Origin of the sequence: Rhodosalinus sp. 5P4, from assembly GCF_041365695.1 — a bacterium.
Classification (GTDB): domain Bacteria; phylum Pseudomonadota; class Alphaproteobacteria; order Rhodobacterales; family Rhodobacteraceae; genus Rhodosalinus.
On record NZ_JBGFSJ010000009.1, the window covers coordinates 98,933 to 117,514 of the forward strand.

Below are 18,582 nucleotides of genomic sequence, written 5' to 3' on the forward strand. Positions count from 1 at the left end.
CGCGATGAGGCGAACCGGAGACCCGACCCCTTGCGCGCACGTCGCGGCGCGCAGACGGGCGCGAGCGCGCGCGCGCTGATGCCAGATCAGGCCCGGGCGCTCCACGACCTGACGCGGGCCGCGCTGGAGCGCGAGCTGGCCCCGGAACGGGTGGTCGAGACCCATGCCGCCCTCGTGTTCCTGACCGCCGACCGCGCGTTCAAGCTTAAAAAGCCGGTCACCCGCAGCCACCTCGACTTCTCGACCGCGCCGCGGCGGCTCATGGCCTGCCTGTCGGAACTGCGGCTCAACCGCCCCCTCGCGGCAGAGACCTATCTGGGGGTCGCGCCGGTGCGCCGGGCGCCGTCCGGTCGGATTGGGCTCGACACCCCCGGAGAGGTGATCGACAGGGTGGTCGTCATGCGCCGCCTGCCCGAGGCGCGAAATCTCGAGACCATCCTGAAATCCGGGCGCCCCTGCCCGCCCCTGTGGCGCGATGCGCTGGGCGAGCGCATGGCGCAATTCCTTCGCGCGGCGCCGCCCCTTCCGCCGGAACGGGCCGCGCGGCACTGGTCCTTCATGTTCGCCGAGGCGCGGCGCAGCCGCGACGCGCTCGCCCAATGGGACGCCGATCTCGGCCCCGAGGCGGCGGAGGTGGGCCGCGGCGCCGTCGCCGCGCTTGCCTATCGCCGGCGCGAGGTGATGGGGCGCGTCGCCGATCGCCTCGTCGTGGAGGGTCACGGCGATCTCAGGCCAGAGCATGTGTGCTTCACCGATCCGGTCACCGTTTTCGACCGCGTGGAATTCTGCATCGACCTGCGCATCGTCGATCCCTTCGACGAGGCCGCCTATCTCGGCCTCGAAAGCGAGATCCTCGGCGACGCGGATCTCGGACCGGCGCTGACCGCGCGTCTCGAGAAGGAGGGCATCGCCCCGCCATCGCCGGGCCTGGCCGCGCTTTACCGCGTGCTGCGCTGCCTGACGCGGGCGCGGCTTTCGATGGACCATCTGCTCGACCCGGACCCGCGCACGCCCGGAAAATGGGCGCCGGCGGCGCGCCGGTACCTCGCCCTGGCCCGGCAGGCGCTGCGCGCAGCCGAGGATTGACGGGCGTCATTGCGGCCCCGGCGCGGGACGCCACAGTGGCGGCATGACCGGCCCTCGCGATATCGAACTGGACATCCCCGTCTCGTCCGGCCGCGGCCGCCTGGAGGGCGACCTCGCCCTGCCCGATGCGCCGCGCGGGCTTGTCGTCTTCGCCCATGGCAGCGGCAGCAGCCGCTTCAGCCCACGCAACCTTGCGGTGGCGGAGTGGCTCGGAGGGCGGGACTACGCCACGCTCCTCTTCGACCTTCTGACCCCCGGCGAGGCGCGGGATCGCTCCCACGTCTTCGACATTCCCCTGCTCGCGGGCCGGGTGGGCGACGCGCTTTCCTGCCTCGGCCAGGAACCTGCCGTGCGCGGGTTGAGGATCGGTCTCTTCGGCGCGAGCACCGGGGCCGCCGCGGCGCTGGCGGCGGCGGCGGAGCGGCCGGAGGCCGTATCGGCCGTGGTCTCGCGCGGGGGGCGGCCCGACCTGGCCGGGGCGTCGCTTCAGCGCGTGCATGCGCCCACTCTGCTGGTCGTCGGCGGGCGCGACACGGATGTCATCGCGTTGAACGAGGAGGCGCTGACCGAACTGCCCTGCGAAAAGCGGCTCGCGATCGTGCCGGGCGCCACGCATCTCTTCGAGGAGCCGGGCACGCTTCGGACCGTGATGGAAAAGACCGCGTCGTGGTTCGACCGTCACCTCGCCGGGTCGCCCGCCTCGCCGCATGGGTGAGCCCGAAACGGCCGCTGCATCGACACGCGCGCCCCCGCCGGCAAAGTTGACGCAGGTTATTGCCCATGCGGCACCGCCGCGCGAGACTTCCCGCCAGCAAAATCTTTCCCGTAAGAAAGGAGCCCGACCGATGACGCCGGCCGACCGCGAAACGCCCCCGCCGCAGAGCCCGGGAGAGGACATCGAGATTTCGGTCCCGCTCGATACCGTCTGTTTCATCGTGGCGAAACTGCACGAGCGGCAGGCGAAGCAGGGATCGACCGACCCGTCCGCCTCACGGCTCGACGACGACGATATCGAATCCGCGGTGCTCGAGGACCGGCCTTCCGATCCGGTGGAGCAGGAGCTTACATCGATCCTGTCCGATCTTCCGTTCGAACAGCAGATCGACCTTGTGACGCTGATGTGGTTCGGCCGCGACGGCGGCGACTGGGCGGACTTGCGCCGCACGGCCGTCACGGAGCACACGGACGAGACGCCGGGCTACATCTGTGGCACGCCGCTCGCCGCGGATTATCTCATGGCGGGGCTGGACGCGCTCGGACTCGATTGCAAGGAGTTCCTGCGCGGGCACGGCTGACGCAGCGCACGTGCCCGCCCCCGGGTACGGCACGCCATATGTTGACGGACCCGCCCGACAGGCGGGCCCGCCCGGTCGCCGAGGACGGGCGTTCAGGGCGCACAAGTTCTTGCGTCGCGCACGACGTCCCCACCGCGCGGATGCGGGGTGCCGTGGGCGCGCGGTGAGTGTATCCGTACTCCCCCGCGGCTGTCCGGCTCAGAAGTCGAACAGCTCTTCCAGGAAGCCGCCGCGCCGTTTCTTGCGGCCTTTCGCCCGGTCGTAATCGTCTTCGTCGAAACCGCGGTCCCGGTCACCGGCGCCCATCGGCGCGGCGGCGGGCGCGCTGCGCTCGACGATCTTGTCGAGTTCGCCACGGTCCAGCCAGACGCCGCGGCATTGCGGGCAGTAGTCTATCTCGACGCCGGCGCGTTCGGTCATCACGAGCTGGGTTCCATCGATCGGGCATTGCATGGTCGGGCACCTCCTGTTGCTTCCGGCAGGAATTGGGGCGCCGCAGGATGCGGCGCAAGCCCGATCCCGGCGCCTCAGCTCTCGCCGCCTGCGACCGTCAGTCCCAGCAGACGCCATGTCTGCATCCCGCCGCGGTAGTAGTGGATCCGCTCGGCCGGGAAGCCCGCCTCGATCATTCGCCGGATCGCCGCGGGCGACTGTCCGCACCACAGCCCGTTGCAGAAGAGCGCCACGGGCTGCGCCTCTTCGCAGTTCCAGCCATCGAAATCGATCTCGCAGCCCAGTTCGCCCAGCCGATCGACGGCCTCGGTGTAGGGGATGTTCACCGCGCCCGGGATCGTGCCGCCGGCATACCAGTCGGGCGTCCGGCTATCGACGACGATGACCTCGGGATCCTGCAGCAGATCCAGAAGCTCAAGCTCGCCGATGGTGGTCACGCCGGGGGCGGGCTGGTTCGGCTGGATGCAGAATTCCGGGCAGGGCCGCGAGGTGCGCGCCCAGTCGCCCTCGAGCTTGTTCTGCGGATCCTGGGCGCGCCGGATCTCTACCGGGCCCGAACGCGTCTCAACCGTCACGGACCCCATCTCCGGCGTGATGTTCACCGGGGCCTCCTCGCCAAGGGCCGTGGTCGCGGCCAGCGCCGCAGCAAGTGCGAATGCGTATCTCATGTCGTTTCCTCCCTATATGGCCCGGTTCATCGTATCACGTGAACCGAGCATTTCGCATGGCGCACCACCTGCGTGGCGGTGCTTCCGAGAAGCATGTCCTGCATCCCCGGCCGGTGCGATGCGATGACGATGCAATCGACATCGTTCTCCTCCGCCCAGTCGAGGATCGTCCGCCCGGCATGACCCTCCACGACCATGGCCCCGGCGCCGGGCAGGTCTTCGGCCAGGTTCGACAGTTCCTCCTCGATCGCGGCGCGCGCCGAGGCGACGTAATCCTGCGGCAGGTAATTGATGGCATAGGATGGCACGCGCTCCATCACGTGGAAGAGCGTGACCTTGCTTTCCGCGCCCGCGAGCACGCGGGCGACGTGCACCGCCCCCGCGGCATCGCGGTCTTCGTCGAAGGAGATGGGCACGAGGATATGGGAATACATGTCTGGCAGTTCCTGTCCGTTTTTCGTGTTTCGCTCGGGCACTTTCCGACATCCTGCGCCGGCCGTCATTGACCGGCGTCAGTCGAAGGTCGCCGCCACCTCGTACATCACCGGCTCGAAGCTGCGGCAGAGATCGTTGATCTTGCGGTTGCGCGCGCGCATCTCGTCCGAGCGGAGCATGGCGAGGAAATCCTCGCGCCGCTCCCATTGCGAGTAGTTGGCGATCCGTGTCTGCGCGTCATTGACGTGAAGGCCGGCCGCGATGAAGCCCGGCTGCTTCGAAATGAAGCTGCGGTAGGCGTCGGTCAGCGCGTCCAGCACGTCCTGGCAGGTTCCGGGCGTCGTTTCGAACGTGGTGATGACCGTCTGCCCGGGCGCATCGCTCGCGATGGTGAGCATAAGCTCTCCCTCCCTTGTGTCCGCGGGACTATCGCACGAACCCGGCACCGGACCCAAGCCCCGTCGCTCAGACGTTCGGTTCACCCTCCAGCCCGAGGAGGCGGCGCACGGCCGTCCACTCGCCCGGGAGGCGAGGCGGCCGCGCGAGGCCTTCGGCGATCTCGTCGGCCCAGCGCGGCATGGCGCGCGGCGCGAAGCGCCGGCCCCAGTCCAGGATGGCCTCCGCATCCGTGGGGCGCAGCCGGCAGGCCGAGCCCACGAGCCCGACCAGCGTCTCGGCGGGCGAATACCACTCGTCCTGGATCGCCGTGATGCGGCGCTGCACGAGTGGCCCGGCCCAGCGCATCAGGCGGCTTTCCGAGAACTGGAGAAGCAGCCTGCCCATCTCCTCGCGCGAGTAGTGGATGAGCGGGGGAAAGGTGTCGAAGAACACGGCCTCGCCGTCGCGCACCGCGAAATTGCGGATCGACGGGTGAAAGCCGATGCGCGTGTCGAACCGGTCCGCCGCGTTCCAGAACCGCGCGATCACCGTGCCGGCCGCCTCCAGCAGCGCGAGCGCCTCCTCGCGCGGGACGTCCCGGAGCTTCGGGCGCATCATGGTTTCGGCCGGCAGCGCCTCCTGCACGATGACGGGCCGAAGCGCCGCGCCCGTCCGCACGAGGCGGAACTCCGTCTCCGGCAGCGGCACGCCGGTTGCCGTCAGCGCCGCAACGTAGGCGTCATGCGCCGCCGCCAGCCGGTCGAGCGCGGCGTTATCGGAGAGCGCGCGGTAGACCTTGATGACGCGATCGGCGTAGGGGCCGCTTTCGGGACGGAAGGGTGCGCAGAAATAGCCGAGCCGCGAGACGGTCTGCCCGCGGCGCGCGCCGTCGGCGCGCAGGAGGGCGGCAAGCGGGTCGGCAGTGGTCATCGCGGGATCCTCATCCATCGTCACCGCGTCTACCGCGCTTGTCCGCTCCGCGCCACCGCCATGCGACGGATCAGAGCAGGCGATCCACCTCTGCGGCGAGGCGCTCCAGCTCGTCGCGGGCGGGCGAGCGCCCGGCCTCCGCCGCGCCGAGGCCCTGGCCCAGGGTCTGCGCGTAAACGACCCGGTTCGCGATCGGCGTTTCGGCCAGCGTCGCCTCGAGCGCCGCCGCGGCCTCGGCGACCTCGGCGCCGAGGCGCGTGTTGGCCCGGGCCCGCGTCATCACCACGAGCGCCGGGCGATCCTCGCGCCGGGCCAGATCGAGGACACCCTCGGTCGCCCAGAGATCGACATGGCTCGATGCGACCGGCACCAGCACGAGGTCTGCCGCGCGCAGGCTGGGGCGCAGGTCGCTGTCGGCCTTGGGCGGCGTGTCGACGATGACGATGTCATGGCTGTCGGCGTATTTCCGGCACTCGTAGCCCACGCCCCAGGCCGAGGCGGTGGCGAATTCCAGCCCCGGAGGATCCAACCATTCCAGCCGCGTGATGAACCAGCGCCCGAGGCTGCCTTGCGGATCGGTGTCGATCAGCGCCACGCGCCGCCCGGCGCGCGCCCAGGTCACGGCGAGATTGGCCGCAAGCGTGGTCTTGCCCGCGCCGCCTTTCTGCTGCGCGACGGTGATGATGCGGCCCCTTGCCATGCGTCCCCCTTGCCCTTCGATCATGCTGCACTGCAGCATACCACGTCCCGGCCACGGGATACCATGCCCTTGCGGCAAGCCGGGGCTGCTGCGTCACGTAATTGATACATGCTCGACGCGCGGATCCCTCGAAAATCGTTCGGCAGGGCGGATCTTCCGGCGCGTTTCGCTACCCCGGGCGCGGCGTCGAAGCTATACCGGGGCCATGACCGATCCGTTCCGCCCCGCCGACGACGAGGCCCGCGCGCTCGCGCGGCACCTTGTCGATACTGCGCAACACGGTGCGCTCGGCGTCGTCGATCCCGAAACCGGCGCGCCGATGGTCAGCCGCGTGGCGGTCGCCACCGACGCGAGCGGCCGTCCGGTAAGCCTCGTCTCCGACCTCGCGCACCACACGCGCGCCCTTGCCGCGAACCCGGCCTGTTCGCTGCTTCTGGGCGAACCCGGGCCGAAGGGGGACCCGCTCACGCATCCGCGGGTCACCCTGATCGCGCAGGCGCGGTTCCTGTGCCACGGCGAAGACGGGCACCCGGAGATGGCCCGGCGATATCTGGAGTTGCGCCCGAAGGCGCAACTCTACATCGGCTTCGCCGACTTCTCGTTCCTTCTTTACGAGATCACCGCCGCGCATCTGAACGGCGGCTTCGGAAAAGCCTTCCTGCTCCGCCCAGAAGACCTGGCCCGGGGCTGAAACCGCTCAGGTCTCGTTGTCCATCCGCATCAGGAGCGTGACCGCCCCCTGCACCGGCTCCGGCCAGCCAAGGCGAACCTGATCGCGACTCGGCCCCTCCTCCACCTCGACATGCGGCAGGGCGAAGACCTCGCTGCCCGATGCGTTCGTGATGGAACCGCGCGGGATCACGGACTCCACGGCACGCGCCCAGCCGCCGAAGGGCAGGCGCGGCGCGCCGTCGATCGTCCAGGTGTCCGAGGCGCTGTTCTCCGCATGGGTAAGGCGCAGCGGATTCTCGATCGCCACGTCCACGTTGTTGAAGGCATTGGCGGCCACGGTGACGTTACGCATCCGCCCCATGTCCATCTCCGCGAAACTCGTGTCGATCCGGTCCACCCGATCGATCCGCCCGTTGAGCGAGCGGAAGAGGTTGCCGGTGACGTTGAGACCATGGACGAAGTGCCCCGGCCCGTGCGGCCGGAGCACCAGGTAGGAAAACCAGGGCGCCACGTCGCCCGACAGGAAGATGTTGTTGGTGATGCTGAGCGCGGAGAAGCCGAAACCCCCGGTGAAGGCGGGCTCCGGGTCGCGCTCGTTGGTCCACTCGATGAAGCAGTTGTCCACGTAGTTGCCCACGATCGTCGTGGTGACGTTCGGCCGCAACAGAGCGAGCCCCGCCATCCGCAGCCCGCCCGAGACCGAATCGCCCTGGAAGAAATGGTTGCCGGAGATGACGTTGTTGGCCCCGGCGAGCACCGCGAAATGGCGAAACTGCGTCGAGCGGTTGTTGCGAAGCTTCACGTCGTTGGCGTTGGCGTTGAGCGCGATCGACACGCGGTCCTGCGCGGGCCTGTCGTTCTCGTCCGTCAGGAACTGGCAGCGATCCACCAGCATCCCCTGGCAGCCCTGCCCGGCAGAGGTGATGCCGCGGTGCTTCGGGCGCGTGAAGAAGCAGTTCTCGAGCCGGAACCCCACCCCCGTCGGCGCCAGCAGGATCCCGCTCGCCACGCCGTTGCACTGGAATTCGATGTCGGTCATCCCGAACTTGTCGAGCCGGCCGAACCCGCTGAAATCGAGCAGGTAGCGGAAGCGGCGGAAGGTGTAGGTCTGCGTTCCGGCCGCGCCCCAGAGCGGATCGGTGATCGTGAGTTCCTGCGCCGCCACGTTCTTCGAGACCACGTAGATCTCGCGCCCCACGCCCGCGCCCTCCACCAGCGCGCCCACGGGCACGTTGGCGGCGTTCGTCACGCCGGTAAGCCGCCGCGGGTCGGCGGGATCGTAGCTCGCCTGCGCGGTGACCGCCTCGGTCTCCCAGGCCGCCTCGCCCTCGGCGTAGAACTGCCCGTTCCGGATCTCGCGGCGCTGGGCGTAGCTTTCCCGATTGGGCACCGCGGCGGCGAGGTCGATCGGCCCCGTCACCGAAACGCGCCGCCCGCCCATGTCGAGCGATTCGTGGTCGGCGTTGTTCAGAAGCGCCTGGAACGCCTTGCGGAAGCCGCGTTCCTCGTCGCCGAAGGCGTCGATATAGAGCGGCAGGTCGAACCGCGCAGTGAGCGACAGGATCGCATCGTCGGGCATCGACAGCGTGCCCTCGAAATCCACGCGCGAGGCCAGGGTCAGCGACCGAGCCAGCCGATAGGTCCCGGCGGGCACGAGCAGCCGCCGCCCCGCCGCCGCGGCGTCGGCCGCCTCGAACGCGTCGGTGTCGTCTGTCGCGCCGTCGCCCCGTGCGCCATAATCGCGCACGTCCACCACGCTCAGCATGTCCCGCAGGAAGACGGAGGTGACGTCCTCGATCTCTATGTCGTCGATGCGCACAACCCCGCCCGTGGGCCCCGTGAGGTCGAGCCCGAAATGGCCGTAGGCGGGCGCGCGTCCCCAGACCATGTCCACGCCGCCCCGCGCGCCGGGGCCCACGATCGCCGAGACCGTGACCACCTTGCCGTAGCTTTCGAGCGCCACCTCCGGCCCCGTCACGACCAGCCCCGGCACCGGCGCGCCGAAGGCGTCGCCTGGCCAGCCCGCGATGCGCACCGAGGGAAGCGGGCCCGAAACCGCCTTCACCCGCGCCCGCACGCGGAGGTAAGTGCCATCGAGCAGCGGCGTCTGCCCCATGTAGCGCAGCTTCTGCGTGGCCGTTGCCTTTACCAGTTCGAGGCAGCCCGCGAAATCCTGGTCGGCGGCAACGAACGCCGCGCCCGGATCGTTCGCGTAGCTGTCGGACCCCGGTGTCCCGTCTCCGGACGACCAGCTTTCCAGCCCGGCCTCGAAAGATGGCGGCATCAGAGCCGCGCCTTCGGTAATCGCCTTGTTCATGATCTGCCCCGTCTCGCATCCGCCGGTCCGCTCCGGCGCGCGGGGTGGTAGCGGGGCAGGCTTAACGCCGGGCGAGACCAGCGTTACGGTGGTGACCGAGGCAGGCAACGGAGAGACGGGCAGAATGGCGTTCCGGTTCAAACCCAGCGCGCGCGATCTCGGCGCGGAATTGAGAAGGGTGGCCGCGGATCAGGTGCGCCGCGCACGGCGCGCGGCGTCCGATGACGCATCCGATCCGCACGAGGCGGTCCACGATCTGCGCAAGCGGTGCAAGAAACTGCGCGGCCTGATCCGCCTCGTCCGGCCCGGATTCGTGGATTACGGGCAAGAGAACGCCGCGATCCGGGATTTCGCGCGATCGCTGTCGGGCCTGCGCGACCTGGAGGCGCTGGTAGAGACGCATGATGCGCTGATGCGCGACGTGGGCGACGAGAAGCACCGCTTCGCCCCGGTCCGCGCGCAGCTCACCCGTGCCAGGTCGGCCGTGGATGTGCGGATCGGCGACACCCAACGCGCCGGGCTAGAGGCGCTCGCGACGCGGATCGCCGGCTGGCGCGTCGAGGGCGACCCGGCGAAGGTCCTGGAAAAGGGCCTTGCCCTGACCTGGAAGCGGGCGGCACGCGCCCACGAAAAGGCCCGTGCGGCGCCGACGGTCGCCATGATGCACGAATGGCGCAAGCGCACGAAGTATCACTGGCATCATTGCTGCCTGCTCGAACGGGGCTGGCCCGCGCAGATGGCGCCCAGGGCGGCGGAGGCGAAGCGCCTGTCCGACCTCCTGGGCGATCACCACGATCTCGCCCTCTACATGGAGTATCTGGGCTCCGGGAATGCACCGCGCCTCGACCCCGAGGCATCGCGCGCCCTGTCCGCTCACGTCGACCGGCGGATCGGCATGCTGGAGCGCGAGGCCTTCTCGCTCGGCGCGCGGTTCTTCGCGGAGAAGCCCGCAGCGGCGGCGAAACGGATCGTGGCGTGGTGGGAGATCGCCCGCCGCGAAGGGTGAAGGCTCAGACCGACAGGTCGGGCGCGCCCAGGATCCGCACGCCGTCGATGCGCCAGTTGCCCGCCTCGTCGGGCTCCATCCGGTAGTCGAGCAGATGCGTCGCGCCCTCGGCGTCCTCGATCAGCACTTTCTGCCACAGCGCGCCCGAAATCTCGCGCAGGTCCAGAAAGCGCACGCTCTCGGGCCGCCAGACCATCGGGTAGCCGTCGCGAACCATGCGCCCGAAGTTCTCCGGCGTCCGGAAGATCCCCTGGATGCCGGGACTCGCGAAGGTGAAGGCGCGTTCGAAATCATCCGCGAGGAAGGCGTCGATCTGGCTCTGGATGGTGCCCTGCACCGCCGGCGCCGCGCTTTCGTCGGCGGGGGCAGCGGTGGCGAGGCAGAGCGTGGTCGCGAGAGCGGCGAGAAGCTGGCGCATCGGATCCTCCTTCTTTACCCAAAGGTAAACCGGAGCGTGCGCCGATCAACGCGGCGGGCGCGCTCAGACGCCTTGCGCGAGATCGCCCGCGAGCGCCCTGTCGATCAGCGCCGCCGTCTCGTCCACGCCGTAGAGCGCGATGAACCCCCCGAACCGCGGACCCTGGCTTGCCCCGAGAAGCACCTCGTAGAGCGCCTTGAACCAGCCGCGCAGCGGATCGAACCGGTCCCGCCCCACCGCGAAGACCAAGCTCTGCAGCTCCTCCGGGTCGGCCCCGCCCTGCCAGGCCTTCAGGCCGTCGCGCAACTCTTCCAGCGCCTCGCGCTCGAGCTCCGTGGGCAGGCGGTAGACCTTCGAGGGCTTCACGAAATCGTTGTAGTAGCGCACGGCGTAGCCCGCGGCTGCGTCGAGGTCCGGGTGGCTCTCGGGACTGGCCCCGGGGGCGTAGCGGCGGATGAAACCCCAGAGCGTCTCCTTGTCCTCCGCGGCCGACACCGAGGCGAGGTTGAGAAGCATCGAGAAGGGCACCACCATCCCGCTTTCGGGCACCTGGCCGCCATGGATGTGGAAGACGGGGTTGGCGAGCCGCTGCTCGGCCGCCTGGTCCGGGTAGGCGCGGAGCTGCTGGTGATACTCGTCCACCGCGCGCGGGATCACGTCGAAGAAGAGCCGCTTCGCCGTCTTCGGCTTCTGGTACATGAAGTAGCTGAGCGACTCCGTGGAGGCGTAGGTCAGCCACTCGTCGATCGTGAGCCCGTTGCCCTTCGACTTCGAGATCTTCTCGCCGTTCTCGTCAAGGAAGAGTTCGTAGGTGAAATGCTCGGGCTTCCGGCCGCCGAGGATCTCGCAGATGCGATCGTAGACCGGCGTGTTGGTCGAATGATCCTTGCCGTACATCTCGAAATCGACGTCGAGCGCGGCCCAGCGCGCGCCGAAATCGGGCTTCCATTGCAGCTTCACGTTCCCGCCGGTCACCGGCACGGTCCACTCGCGGCCCGACTCGTCGTCGAAGGTGACGGTGCCGTTCTTCGCATCCACATGGCGGATCGGCACGTAAAGCACGCGCCCCGTCTCGGGGTGGAGCGGCAGGAAGATCGAGTAGGTCTGACGGCGCTCGTCCCGGAGCGTCTTGAGCATCACCGCCATCAGGTCGTCGTAACGCTCCGCGGCGCGCAGCAGGATGTCGTCGAACTGGCCCGACCGGTAGAACTCGGTCGCGGAGTAGAACTCGTACTCGAAGCCGAAGGCGTCGAGAAAGCGGCGCAGCATCGCGTTGTTGTGGTGCCCGAAGCTCTCATGCGTGCCGAAAGGGTCCGGCACGTCGGTGAGCGGCTTTTGCAGATGCTCCCGCAGCTGGTCCGGATCGGGCACGTTGTCCGGCACCTTCCGCATCCCGTCCATATCGTCCGAGAAACAGATGAGCCGCGTGGGAATGTCCGAGATCACCTCGAAGGCGCGGCGGATCATCGTCGTGCGCGCGACCTCGCCGAAGGTGCCGATATGCGGCAGGCCCGAGGGGCCGTATCCCGTCTCGAACAGGACATGGCCCTTTTCCGGCGGCGCGTCGCCATATCGCTGAAGCAGCCGGCGCGCCTCCTCGAACGGCCAGGCCTTCGCTTTCATCGCGGCGTCGCGCATCTCGTCCATGGGGGATCTCCGGCTGGGGGCCGCGCAACGGCACGGACGGCCGGTTCCTATTGCCGCCCCGCGGAGAGGTCAATAATCTCGCCACGACGCAGCCTCGAAGGACAAGAGATGACCAACGCCGCGCCCCACCCCATCAGCCCGCAGGACTGCCTCGTGGCGCTCATGATCGCGGTCTCGGCCAGCGACGAGGACATCCGCACCGCGGAACTCGTGAAGATCCAGACCGCCGTCAACAACCTGCCCGTCTTCGCGGCCTACGACATCGACCGCATGAACGCGGTCGCCCAGCTCGTCTTCGACCTGTTCGAACAGGAGGACGGGCTCGACGCGCTCTTCGGGCTTGTGCGCGAGAACCTGCCGGAGCGCCTCTTCGAAACCGCCTACGCGCTCGCCTGCGACGTGGGCGCGGCGGACGGGCTGCTGCACGAGCCCGAGTTGCGCCTTCTCGAGGAGATCCGTTACGAGCTCGACATCGACCGACTGCACGCGGCCGCGATCGAACGGGGGGCGCGGGCCCGGCACATGCCGGCATGAGCGCCGGCCGCCACGCGCGACGCGTCGCGGCGGCGCTTGCGCTGCTGGCCGCGCCCGGCTGGCTTGCCGCTGCCGAGCTTTCCGTCCTGATCGACCTCTCCGACCAGCGGATGGAGGTACGGCGCGCGGGTGTCGGCATCGCCGACTGGCCCGTGTCCACGGCGCGCAGCGGCAAGGTCACGCCCACGGGGCTGTTCGTGCCGCAGACGCTCGTCAGGGATCACCGGTCCACCCTTTACGACGGGGCGCCGATGCCCTGGTCGATCTTCTTCAGTGGCAATTACGCGATACACGGAACGACGCAGGTCGGTGCGCTGGGCGCGCCCGCGTCGGCCGGGTGCGTCCGGCTGCACCCCGACAACGCGCGCCAGCTTTTCGAGCTGGTGAAGGAGGTCGGCAAGAGCGAAACGCTGATCGAGATCCGGCCCTAGCGCTCCCTATGAGGCTCAGGCCGCGTAAACCGTGCCCCAGCGCTCGATCAGCGCCTGTTGCAAGCGCCGGGAGCGCCCGTTCCACCCCCGCGCCCCCTCTGGCCGCTCGAGCTGCGCACGCGTCAGCCCCGCGCGCCGCTCGGTGTCGGCGGTGAAGATCGCGAAGGCAAGCTCTCGTCCCCCGGGCGCGCTGACATACCCCGCAAGCGCGCTGACGAAATGAAGCGTGCCGGTCTTCGCCCGCACGGTGAGCGCCGCGCTCCGCACCGGCCGGCCCTGCGCGTCGCGCAGCGTGACCTCCTTCAGGATCGGCTTCAGCGTCTCGGCCCGGCCCGCCGCCGCCAGCGCGGCCACCATCTCGGCCGCGCTCACGCGGGAGGCATCGCCAAGCCCCGAATGGTCCACGAAGCGCGCGCGCGGCATGCCGAGGCGCTGGCCGGCCCAGCGGCTCATCTCGCGGGCGGACACCGCGAGCGACGGGACAGATCCGCCGCGCGCCGCCGTGGCCGCCATGCCCACCACCTCCGCGGTGAGATTGGTGGAGTAGCGCAGCATGTCGGCCACGATCTCGCCGAGCGGCGCGCTCTCCCAGGCCGCGAGCTCGGCGGCGTCCGGCGGCACCGCGCGAACGGGTTCGGGCGCGCCGAGGCGGATGCCGTGGGCGCCCGCGAAGGTCTGGAACACCTCGCCCGCGTAGAGCTCGGGCTTTCGGACCGGCAACCAGCGCGCGCCGCCATTGCCCAAAGCGCCGCGCGCCACGGTCCAGTTGTCGCGCCCGTCGCTGTCCTCGTACGTGTAGACGGGCCCGTCGCGCACCGTCACGGCCATGCGCGCCACCTGCACCTCGGGGCGATAGAGCGCCGATCGCGCATCCATCGTCACCCGGTAGCTGCCCCCCGACGGGCGCCACTCGAAATGGACCCGGTTGAAATTGAGGTTGAGCCCGGAAACGGCCGGGTTGTAGCCGACATGATCCGGCTGGCCGGGATCGATCGCCCGCTCGAAGGGCAGCGCGCCACCCCAGACGCGGAAGCCTCCGCGCACCTCGCGCACCCCGGCGGATTTCAGCCGCTTTGCAAGCTCGGCCAGGGCATCCGTGTCGAGCGTCGGGTCGCCGCCACCGGCAAGCACAAGGTCGCCGTCGATCACGCCGTCGCGCAGTTCGCCCGTGGCAAGCAGGCGCGTGGTGAACCGGTGCGCGGCACCGAGCGCGTCGAGGACGTAAAGCGCCGTCACGGCCTTGGCGACGCTCGCGGGCGGAAGGGCCGTCTCCTCCCCCCGCGCTTCCAGAAGCTCGCCGCTCGCAAGGTCCGCCACGGCGAACGCGACGCGCCCGCCCAGTTTCGCATCGCCGACGAGGGTCTCCGCCTCGGGGACCGCGAGCGCCCGAAGGTTCGTGCCGCGCGCGACGGGGCGCAGTGATGCCGCGGGGGGCGACGCCAGCGCCGCCCCTGCCGTTCCGGAGAGCAACCCGCCGAGAAAGATCCGTCGTGAAACCCGCGCCGACATCGTCCTGCGCTTCAATGACACCTGATGTCCCATGGTTATCCCCTCTGTTCCCCGCCGGGCAAGCCTCGTGACGACACCGTCACGGCCGCGCGTTCCAGCCGCCCCCGGCACGGATCGCGCTCGAACTCACATCGAGCATCGGGACGTTGATGAAACACCAGGCCGGGGCCTGCGCGGAGGCGAGGCGCCGGCTTTCCGATGCCGGGATCCGCGCCTGCCGGTAGACCCGCGCGGCCACCGACGTCCGGGCCGGGATCCGGAGCCCCGGTCGCGCCAGCACCCCCACGGGCACGGTGTCCATGATCCGGCGCCAGCGTTCCCAGCGGTGGAACTGAACGAGGTTGTCCGCGCCCATCAGCCAGACGAAACGCACGCCCGGGCAGGCATTTTGCAGCTTCATCAGCGTCTCGGCGGTGTAGCGCGTGCCGACCCGCGCCTCGAAATCGCTCACCGCGATCCGCGGATCGTCCAGAAGCGCCCGCGCCGCGGCCATGCGCGCGCCGAGCGGCGAGGGCCCGTGCGCCTTGAGCGGGTTGCCGGGGCTCACGAGCCACCACACCCGATCGAGCGCGAAACGCTTGAGCGCCTCCCGCGAGATGTGCCTGTGGCCCGCGTGCGGCGGGTCGAAGGAGCCGCCCAGAAGGCCCACCCGTTGCCCGGCCGCCGCGGATGGCAGCCCCAGCTCGGCCCGCATCATCGCCCTTTCCCCCCGTGGTCCGCGGCAGCGAAGACGAGTGTCCCGCCCTTGTCAACGGCCGCACATCGCATTGCCCCGCCGCCCGCGCTTGGCTATCAAGGCGGGAACATCCCTGATTTCGCGAAGGAAAGGCAGCCGATGGCCAGCTACCAGTACGTCTACCACATGGACGGCGTCTCCAAGACCTATCCGGGCGGCAAGAAGACCTTCGAGAACATCCGCCTGAACTTCCTGCCCGGCGTGAAGATCGGCGTGGTGGGCGTGAACGGCGCGGGCAAGTCGACGCTCCTGCGCATCATGGCGGGCATCGACACGGACTTCACCGGCGAGGCCTGGGCGGCCGAGGGCGCGCGGGTGGGCTACCTGCCCCAGGAACCCGACCTCGATCCGGATCTCAACGTGCGCGGCAACGTCATGGAGGGGGTGAAGGCCAAGCAGGCCAAGCTCGAGCGCTTCAACGAGCTCGCCATGAACTACTCCGACGAGACCGCAGACGAGATGGCGCAACTGCAGGACGAGATCGACAGCGAGAACCTCTGGGATCTCGACAGCCAGGTGGACGTGGCTATGGAGGCGCTGCGCTGCCCGCCCGACGACGCCATGCCCGACACGCTCTCGGGCGGCGAGAAGCGCCGCGTCGCACTCTGCCGGCTGCTGCTGGAGCAGCCCGACATGCTGCTTCTCGACGAGCCCACGAACCACCTCGACGCCGAGACGATCGCCTGGCTGCAAAGCCATCTCATCGCCTACAAGGGCACGATCCTGATCGTCACCCACGACCGTTACTTCCTCGACGACATCACCGGCTGGATCCTCGAGCTCGACCGCGGCCGCGGCATCCCCTACGAGGGCAACTATTCCAGCTGGCTGGAGCAGAAGGCCAAGCGGCTGGAGCAGGAGGCGCGCGAGGACAAGGCAAAGCAGAAGACGCTCGCCCGGGAACTCGAATGGATCCGGCAGGGCGCGAAGGCGCGTCAGGCCAAGTCGAAGGCCCGCATCCAGGCCTATGAGCAGCTCGCCGGCCAGTCCGAGCGCGAGCGAGTGGGCCGCGCGCAGATCGTCATCCCGAACGGGCCGCGCCTCGGCGGAAAGGTCATCGAGGTCGAGCAGCTGCGCAAGGCGCATGGCGACAAGCTGCTGATCGAGGATCTGTCCTTCTCGCTCCCGCCGGGCGGCATCGTGGGCGTCATCGGTCCGAACGGCGCGGGCAAGACCACGCTGTTCCGCATGCTCACCGGGCAGGAACAGCCCGACGCGGGGCTGATCGACTACGGCGACACGGTGAAGCTCGCCTATGTCGACCAGAGCCGCGACGCGCTCGATCCCGACCACACCGTGTGGGAGGCGATCAGCGGCGGGGCCGAGGTCATCCACCTGGGCGACGCCGAGATCAACTCCCGCGCCTATTGCGGGGCCTTCAACTTCAAGGGCGGCGACCAGCAGAAGAAGGTGGGGCTCCTCTCCGGGGGTGAGCGCAACCGCGTGCACATGGCGAAGCTCCTGAAGGAGGGGGGCAACGTGCTCCTGCTCGACGAGCCCACCAACGACCTCGACGTGGAGACGCTCCGCGCCCTCGAGGACGCCATCGCCGATTTCGCCGGCTGCGCCGTGGTGATCTCCCACGACCGCTTCTTCCTCGACCGCATCTGCACCCATATCCTGGCCTTCGAGGGCGAGGCGCATGTCGAATGGTTCGAGGGCAACTTCGAGGCCTACGAGGAGGACAAGAAGCGCAGGCTGGGTCCGGACGCGGTGGAGCCGAAGCGGATCAAGTACAAGAAGTTTGCGAGGTGAAACTTGACACAATTCAACCCGGCACCGTCCAAGTCGAGGCCGACCAGCCGCAGCAGGCTCTCGACGAACCCTGTCGTCTGCCGCAGGGCCATGCCGAAGAGGACCTTCATCGTCAGGCATGTCTGGATCGCGGCATCGCTATACTGCGGCTGCCGACCTCGCTTGCCGGTGGGCGGCGGCACCCACGCCATATCTGGGTCGAACCAGATGGTCAGGGAGCCACGTTGCTTCAGCGCTTCGTTGTAGGCCGGCCAGTTCTTGGTCTTGTAGCTCGGCGGGATGGGTCTGCTCATGTACGCCAGCTACCACGCTGGATTCAGGAGATGAATCCCCCTTCGGTATTTGCGCAACAAAGCCTCAGGCAGCAAGTATACTAAGCGAAAAACGTCTGATGACGGCAGGCAGCCCGAAGCGGACGCATAGCCCTTGGTGTGAAACTACGACAGCTGACCTTCGCGCTTGGTAGGTCAAGTGACCGAAGTGCGGGTCGAAGCCGACATCGAAAACTCGTGTTACCGGGCGCTAAAATGGGAGATGGCGAGCGGCGGGCAAACGAACATTAAATGTCCATATAGTAACTCGATCGTCAGATATGCCCCCAGTTATGTTCCGGGTCTGGTTCCATGAAGCTGTGACCGCCCAAAAGAGAAAAGGTCGCATGATCGCGGCCGACACACCGTGCCTACCCTTCAGATGGCCTAAACGGATTGTTTGCGCCTTTGGAAGACCAAGGTAAGAAAACCCAACCCGCTAATCAAAAGTGGCAGGCTTGCTGGAACTGGAACAACGGTCGTATCGCCCTGCTTTACTTCGAAAGATATCGCTGCATTAAAAAAACCGCCTAATTCGGTATCTTCGTTCGCGACAAGCGTCACCCCCAGAAAGTCAACGTCGGAGGCAATAAGATTGTTGATGTAGCCGATATCTAAGTTCATCGAGCCGTTTCCAACCGTAAATGCACTCGTCCCAAGAAGTTCGCTTGATGGGCGCGCATCCGAAACCTCAGCAGTCCCGTTGCCTATATATCCAAAAGCGGACACGCTAGCAGTAGTAGGAAAACGCGTGTAGGAGAGGGTTGCTGTACTTAGCAAATCGCCAGATGTGAAGCGGCTGAGGCTCACTTCGAGGAATGTAGATGTTATAAAACTTCCTTCCTTGTAAACCTCGAGGCGTTCAGTATCAAGTAGGGGGCCAAGACTCACACCATCAATATCACGAACACGCCCTGAAGTTTCTAGGTCAGGCGTAATTGACGCTGCATGAACTTCCCCGGAAATCAAAATCCCCACAACAACTGCCGCGCCTACTTTCAAAAAATAATTCATTACTTTAACTCCAGCTTAGATGATGTGATGATGTGATGATGTGATGATGTTAATGTTGCCAAAGTCAGCGAGTCAATAGCTGCGCGAATAAGCCGCGCGCTACTCGACCACCTCGCGTGGCGTCCGAGAAACCTACAGCATAGCTGACCTCCAGACTGGCAACACTGATACTACAGTCGCGAAGTTGGGATACCGGTGGAAGTGTTAAGGACCGACATTCCCCAAGTGGCATGCCGTCTGACGTGAAGGTCGCCTGAATCCGACCGCTGGACAAGCATATTCCGTCC

Annotated in this window: 20 protein-coding genes and 1 pseudogene; 8 read left to right on the top strand and 13 right to left on the bottom strand. The window is 68.0% G+C overall.

Annotated features, from left to right (window positions below; translation table 11 throughout):
• The first annotated feature begins 78 nt into the window (after positions 1–78).
• The 3 genes from AB6A69_RS15730 (at position 79) to AB6A69_RS15740 (ending at position 2,381) form a co-directional block, all read left to right on the top strand.
• The gene (locus tag AB6A69_RS15730; RefSeq protein ID WP_371061480.1) at positions 79–1,086 is read left to right on the top strand and encodes a hypothetical protein; all 1,008 of its coding nucleotides are present in this window, start codon (positions 79–81) and stop codon (positions 1,084–1,086) included.
• Positions 1,087–1,129: 43 nt separating this feature from the next.
• Positions 1,130–1,801, top strand: a complete 672-nt coding sequence (locus tag AB6A69_RS15735; protein ID WP_371061481.1) for a dienelactone hydrolase family protein — start codon at positions 1,130–1,132, stop codon at positions 1,799–1,801.
• A gap of 130 nt (positions 1,802–1,931) precedes the next feature.
• On the top strand, positions 1,932–2,381 hold the full coding sequence (locus AB6A69_RS15740; protein ID WP_371061482.1) for a DUF3775 domain-containing protein: 450 nt from the start codon (positions 1,932–1,934) through the stop codon (positions 2,379–2,381).
• A 198-nt stretch (positions 2,382–2,579) separates the two neighbouring features.
• Here the strand turns inward: AB6A69_RS15740 and AB6A69_RS15745 are convergent, their stop codons facing one another.
• The 6 genes from AB6A69_RS15745 to parA form a co-directional block, all read right to left on the bottom strand.
• Positions 2,580–2,834 carry a zf-TFIIB domain-containing protein gene (locus tag AB6A69_RS15745; protein ID WP_371037328.1) on the bottom strand — a complete coding sequence of 85 codons (255 nt, stop codon included), beginning with the start codon at positions 2,832–2,834 and terminating at the stop codon, positions 2,580–2,582.
• A 74-nt stretch (positions 2,835–2,908) separates the two neighbouring features.
• Positions 2,909–3,502, bottom strand: coding sequence for a rhodanese-like domain-containing protein (locus AB6A69_RS15750; RefSeq protein WP_371037329.1), 594 nt, complete (start codon positions 3,500–3,502; stop codon positions 2,909–2,911).
• Positions 3,503–3,528: 26 nt separating this feature from the next.
• The gene (locus AB6A69_RS15755) at positions 3,529–3,936 is read right to left on the bottom strand and encodes a universal stress protein (RefSeq protein ID WP_371061483.1); all 408 of its coding nucleotides are present in this window, start codon (positions 3,934–3,936) and stop codon (positions 3,529–3,531) included.
• A gap of 78 nt (positions 3,937–4,014) precedes the next feature.
• Entirely contained in the window at positions 4,015–4,335 is a 321-nt protein-coding gene (locus tag AB6A69_RS15760; RefSeq protein ID WP_371037331.1) for an antibiotic biosynthesis monooxygenase, read from the bottom strand.
• Positions 4,336–4,402: 67 nt separating this feature from the next.
• Positions 4,403–5,245 (bottom strand): DUF6206 family protein, encoded by an 843-nt coding sequence (locus tag AB6A69_RS15765; RefSeq protein ID WP_371061484.1) that lies wholly within the window; start codon positions 5,243–5,245, stop codon positions 4,403–4,405.
• 70 nt (positions 5,246–5,315) lie between these two features.
• The gene (parA, locus tag AB6A69_RS15770) at positions 5,316–5,945 is read right to left on the bottom strand and encodes a ParA family partition ATPase (protein ID WP_371061485.1); all 630 of its coding nucleotides are present in this window, start codon (positions 5,943–5,945) and stop codon (positions 5,316–5,318) included.
• Between the two features lie 205 nt (positions 5,946–6,150).
• On the opposite strand from parA, the gene AB6A69_RS15775 reads away from it, so the two are divergent.
• Positions 6,151–6,636, top strand: a complete 486-nt coding sequence (locus AB6A69_RS15775; protein WP_371061486.1) for a HugZ family protein — start codon at positions 6,151–6,153, stop codon at positions 6,634–6,636.
• Positions 6,637–6,642: 6 nt separating this feature from the next.
• Here the strand turns inward: AB6A69_RS15775 and AB6A69_RS15780 are convergent, their stop codons facing one another.
• Positions 6,643–8,934, bottom strand: coding sequence for a glycosyl hydrolase family 28-related protein (locus AB6A69_RS15780; RefSeq protein ID WP_371061487.1), 2,292 nt, complete (start codon positions 8,932–8,934; stop codon positions 6,643–6,645).
• Between the two features lie 124 nt (positions 8,935–9,058).
• On the opposite strand from AB6A69_RS15780, the gene AB6A69_RS15785 reads away from it, so the two are divergent.
• Entirely contained in the window at positions 9,059–9,940 is an 882-nt protein-coding gene (locus AB6A69_RS15785; protein ID WP_371061488.1) for a CHAD domain-containing protein, read from the top strand.
• Between the two features lie 4 nt (positions 9,941–9,944).
• Here AB6A69_RS15785 and AB6A69_RS15790 read toward each other — a convergent pair whose 3' ends face one another.
• Entirely contained in the window at positions 9,945–10,358 is a 414-nt protein-coding gene (locus tag AB6A69_RS15790; protein WP_371061489.1) for a DUF4864 domain-containing protein, read from the bottom strand.
• A 63-nt stretch (positions 10,359–10,421) separates the two neighbouring features.
• Entirely contained in the window at positions 10,422–12,005 is a 1,584-nt protein-coding gene (locus tag AB6A69_RS15795; protein ID WP_371061490.1) for a lysine--tRNA ligase, read from the bottom strand.
• Positions 12,006–12,113: 108 nt separating this feature from the next.
• Between AB6A69_RS15795 and AB6A69_RS15800 the strand changes: the two genes are divergently transcribed.
• Complete coding sequence (locus AB6A69_RS15800) at positions 12,114–12,539, top strand: tellurite resistance TerB family protein (RefSeq protein ID WP_371037339.1); 426 nt, start codon at positions 12,114–12,116, stop codon at positions 12,537–12,539.
• On the top strand, positions 12,536–12,970 hold the full coding sequence (locus AB6A69_RS15805) for a L,D-transpeptidase (RefSeq protein ID WP_371037340.1): 435 nt from the start codon (positions 12,536–12,538) through the stop codon (positions 12,968–12,970). The genes AB6A69_RS15800 and AB6A69_RS15805 overlap by 4 nt, the downstream gene beginning before the upstream one ends.
• Positions 12,971–12,985: 15 nt before the next feature.
• Here AB6A69_RS15805 and dacB read toward each other — a convergent pair whose 3' ends face one another.
• Together dacB and AB6A69_RS15815 are read right to left on the bottom strand one after the other, a co-directional pair.
• Positions 12,986–14,479 (bottom strand): D-alanyl-D-alanine carboxypeptidase/D-alanyl-D-alanine-endopeptidase, encoded by a 1,494-nt coding sequence (dacB, locus tag AB6A69_RS15810; protein WP_371061498.1) that lies wholly within the window; start codon positions 14,477–14,479, stop codon positions 12,986–12,988.
• 79 nt (positions 14,480–14,558) lie between these two features.
• A complete protein-coding gene (locus AB6A69_RS15815; RefSeq protein WP_371061499.1) occupies positions 14,559–15,173 on the bottom strand; it encodes a nicotinate-nucleotide adenylyltransferase in 615 nt (204 codons plus the stop codon).
• 141 nt (positions 15,174–15,314) lie between these two features.
• On the opposite strand from AB6A69_RS15815, the gene ettA reads away from it, so the two are divergent.
• A complete protein-coding gene (gene ettA / locus AB6A69_RS15820) occupies positions 15,315–16,970 on the top strand; it encodes an energy-dependent translational throttle protein EttA (RefSeq protein ID WP_371061491.1) in 1,656 nt (551 codons plus the stop codon).
• Between the two features lie 32 nt (positions 16,971–17,002).
• Here ettA and AB6A69_RS15825 read toward each other — a convergent pair.
• Both AB6A69_RS15825 and AB6A69_RS15830 read right to left on the bottom strand, forming a co-directional pair.
• A pseudogene (locus AB6A69_RS15825) lies at positions 17,003–17,263 on the bottom strand (transposase); the annotation flags it as partial.
• Between the two features lie 405 nt (positions 17,264–17,668).
• The gene (locus AB6A69_RS15830) at positions 17,669–18,295 is read right to left on the bottom strand and encodes a VPLPA-CTERM sorting domain-containing protein (protein ID WP_371061492.1); all 627 of its coding nucleotides are present in this window, start codon (positions 18,293–18,295) and stop codon (positions 17,669–17,671) included.
• Positions 18,296–18,582 lie beyond the last annotated feature (287 nt).

Bases quoted from the DNA above. Each gene is read 5' to 3' on its own strand.
- parA (WP_371061485.1), bottom strand. From the start codon at position 5,945: ATGGCAAGGGGCCGCATCATCACCGTCGCGCAGCAGAAAGGCGGCGCG.
- AB6A69_RS15790 (WP_371061489.1), bottom strand. From the start codon at position 10,358: ATGCGCCAGCTTCTCGCCGCTCTCGCGACCACGCTCTGCCTCGCCACC.
- AB6A69_RS15745 (WP_371037328.1), bottom strand. From the start codon at position 2,834: ATGCAATGCCCGATCGATGGAACCCAGCTCGTGATGACCGAACGCGCC.
- AB6A69_RS15785 (WP_371061488.1), top strand. From the start codon at position 9,059: ATGGCGTTCCGGTTCAAACCCAGCGCGCGCGATCTCGGCGCGGAATTG.
- AB6A69_RS15800 (WP_371037339.1), top strand. From the start codon at position 12,114: ATGACCAACGCCGCGCCCCACCCCATCAGCCCGCAGGACTGCCTCGTG.
- AB6A69_RS15760 (WP_371037331.1), bottom strand. From the start codon at position 4,335: ATGCTCACCATCGCGAGCGATGCGCCCGGGCAGACGGTCATCACCACG.
- AB6A69_RS15780 (WP_371061487.1), bottom strand. From the start codon at position 8,934: ATGAACAAGGCGATTACCGAAGGCGCGGCTCTGATGCCGCCATCTTTC.
- AB6A69_RS15765 (WP_371061484.1), bottom strand. From the start codon at position 5,245: ATGACCACTGCCGACCCGCTTGCCGCCCTCCTGCGCGCCGACGGCGCG.
- AB6A69_RS15805 (WP_371037340.1), top strand. From the start codon at position 12,536: ATGAGCGCCGGCCGCCACGCGCGACGCGTCGCGGCGGCGCTTGCGCTG.
- AB6A69_RS15775 (WP_371061486.1), top strand. From the start codon at position 6,151: ATGACCGATCCGTTCCGCCCCGCCGACGACGAGGCCCGCGCGCTCGCG.
- dacB (WP_371061498.1), bottom strand. From the start codon at position 14,479: ATGTCGGCGCGGGTTTCACGACGGATCTTTCTCGGCGGGTTGCTCTCC.
- AB6A69_RS15830 (WP_371061492.1), bottom strand. From the start codon at position 18,295: ATGAATTATTTTTTGAAAGTAGGCGCGGCAGTTGTTGTGGGGATTTTG.
- AB6A69_RS15735 (WP_371061481.1), top strand. From the start codon at position 1,130: ATGACCGGCCCTCGCGATATCGAACTGGACATCCCCGTCTCGTCCGGC.
- ettA (WP_371061491.1), top strand. From the start codon at position 15,315: ATGGCCAGCTACCAGTACGTCTACCACATGGACGGCGTCTCCAAGACC.
- AB6A69_RS15740 (WP_371061482.1), top strand. From the start codon at position 1,932: ATGACGCCGGCCGACCGCGAAACGCCCCCGCCGCAGAGCCCGGGAGAG.
- AB6A69_RS15795 (WP_371061490.1), bottom strand. From the start codon at position 12,005: ATGGACGAGATGCGCGACGCCGCGATGAAAGCGAAGGCCTGGCCGTTC.
- AB6A69_RS15730 (WP_371061480.1), top strand. From the start codon at position 79: ATGCCAGATCAGGCCCGGGCGCTCCACGACCTGACGCGGGCCGCGCTG.
- AB6A69_RS15815 (WP_371061499.1), bottom strand. From the start codon at position 15,173: ATGCGGGCCGAGCTGGGGCTGCCATCCGCGGCGGCCGGGCAACGGGTG.
- AB6A69_RS15755 (WP_371061483.1), bottom strand. From the start codon at position 3,936: ATGTATTCCCATATCCTCGTGCCCATCTCCTTCGACGAAGACCGCGAT.
- AB6A69_RS15750 (WP_371037329.1), bottom strand. From the start codon at position 3,502: ATGAGATACGCATTCGCACTTGCTGCGGCGCTGGCCGCGACCACGGCC.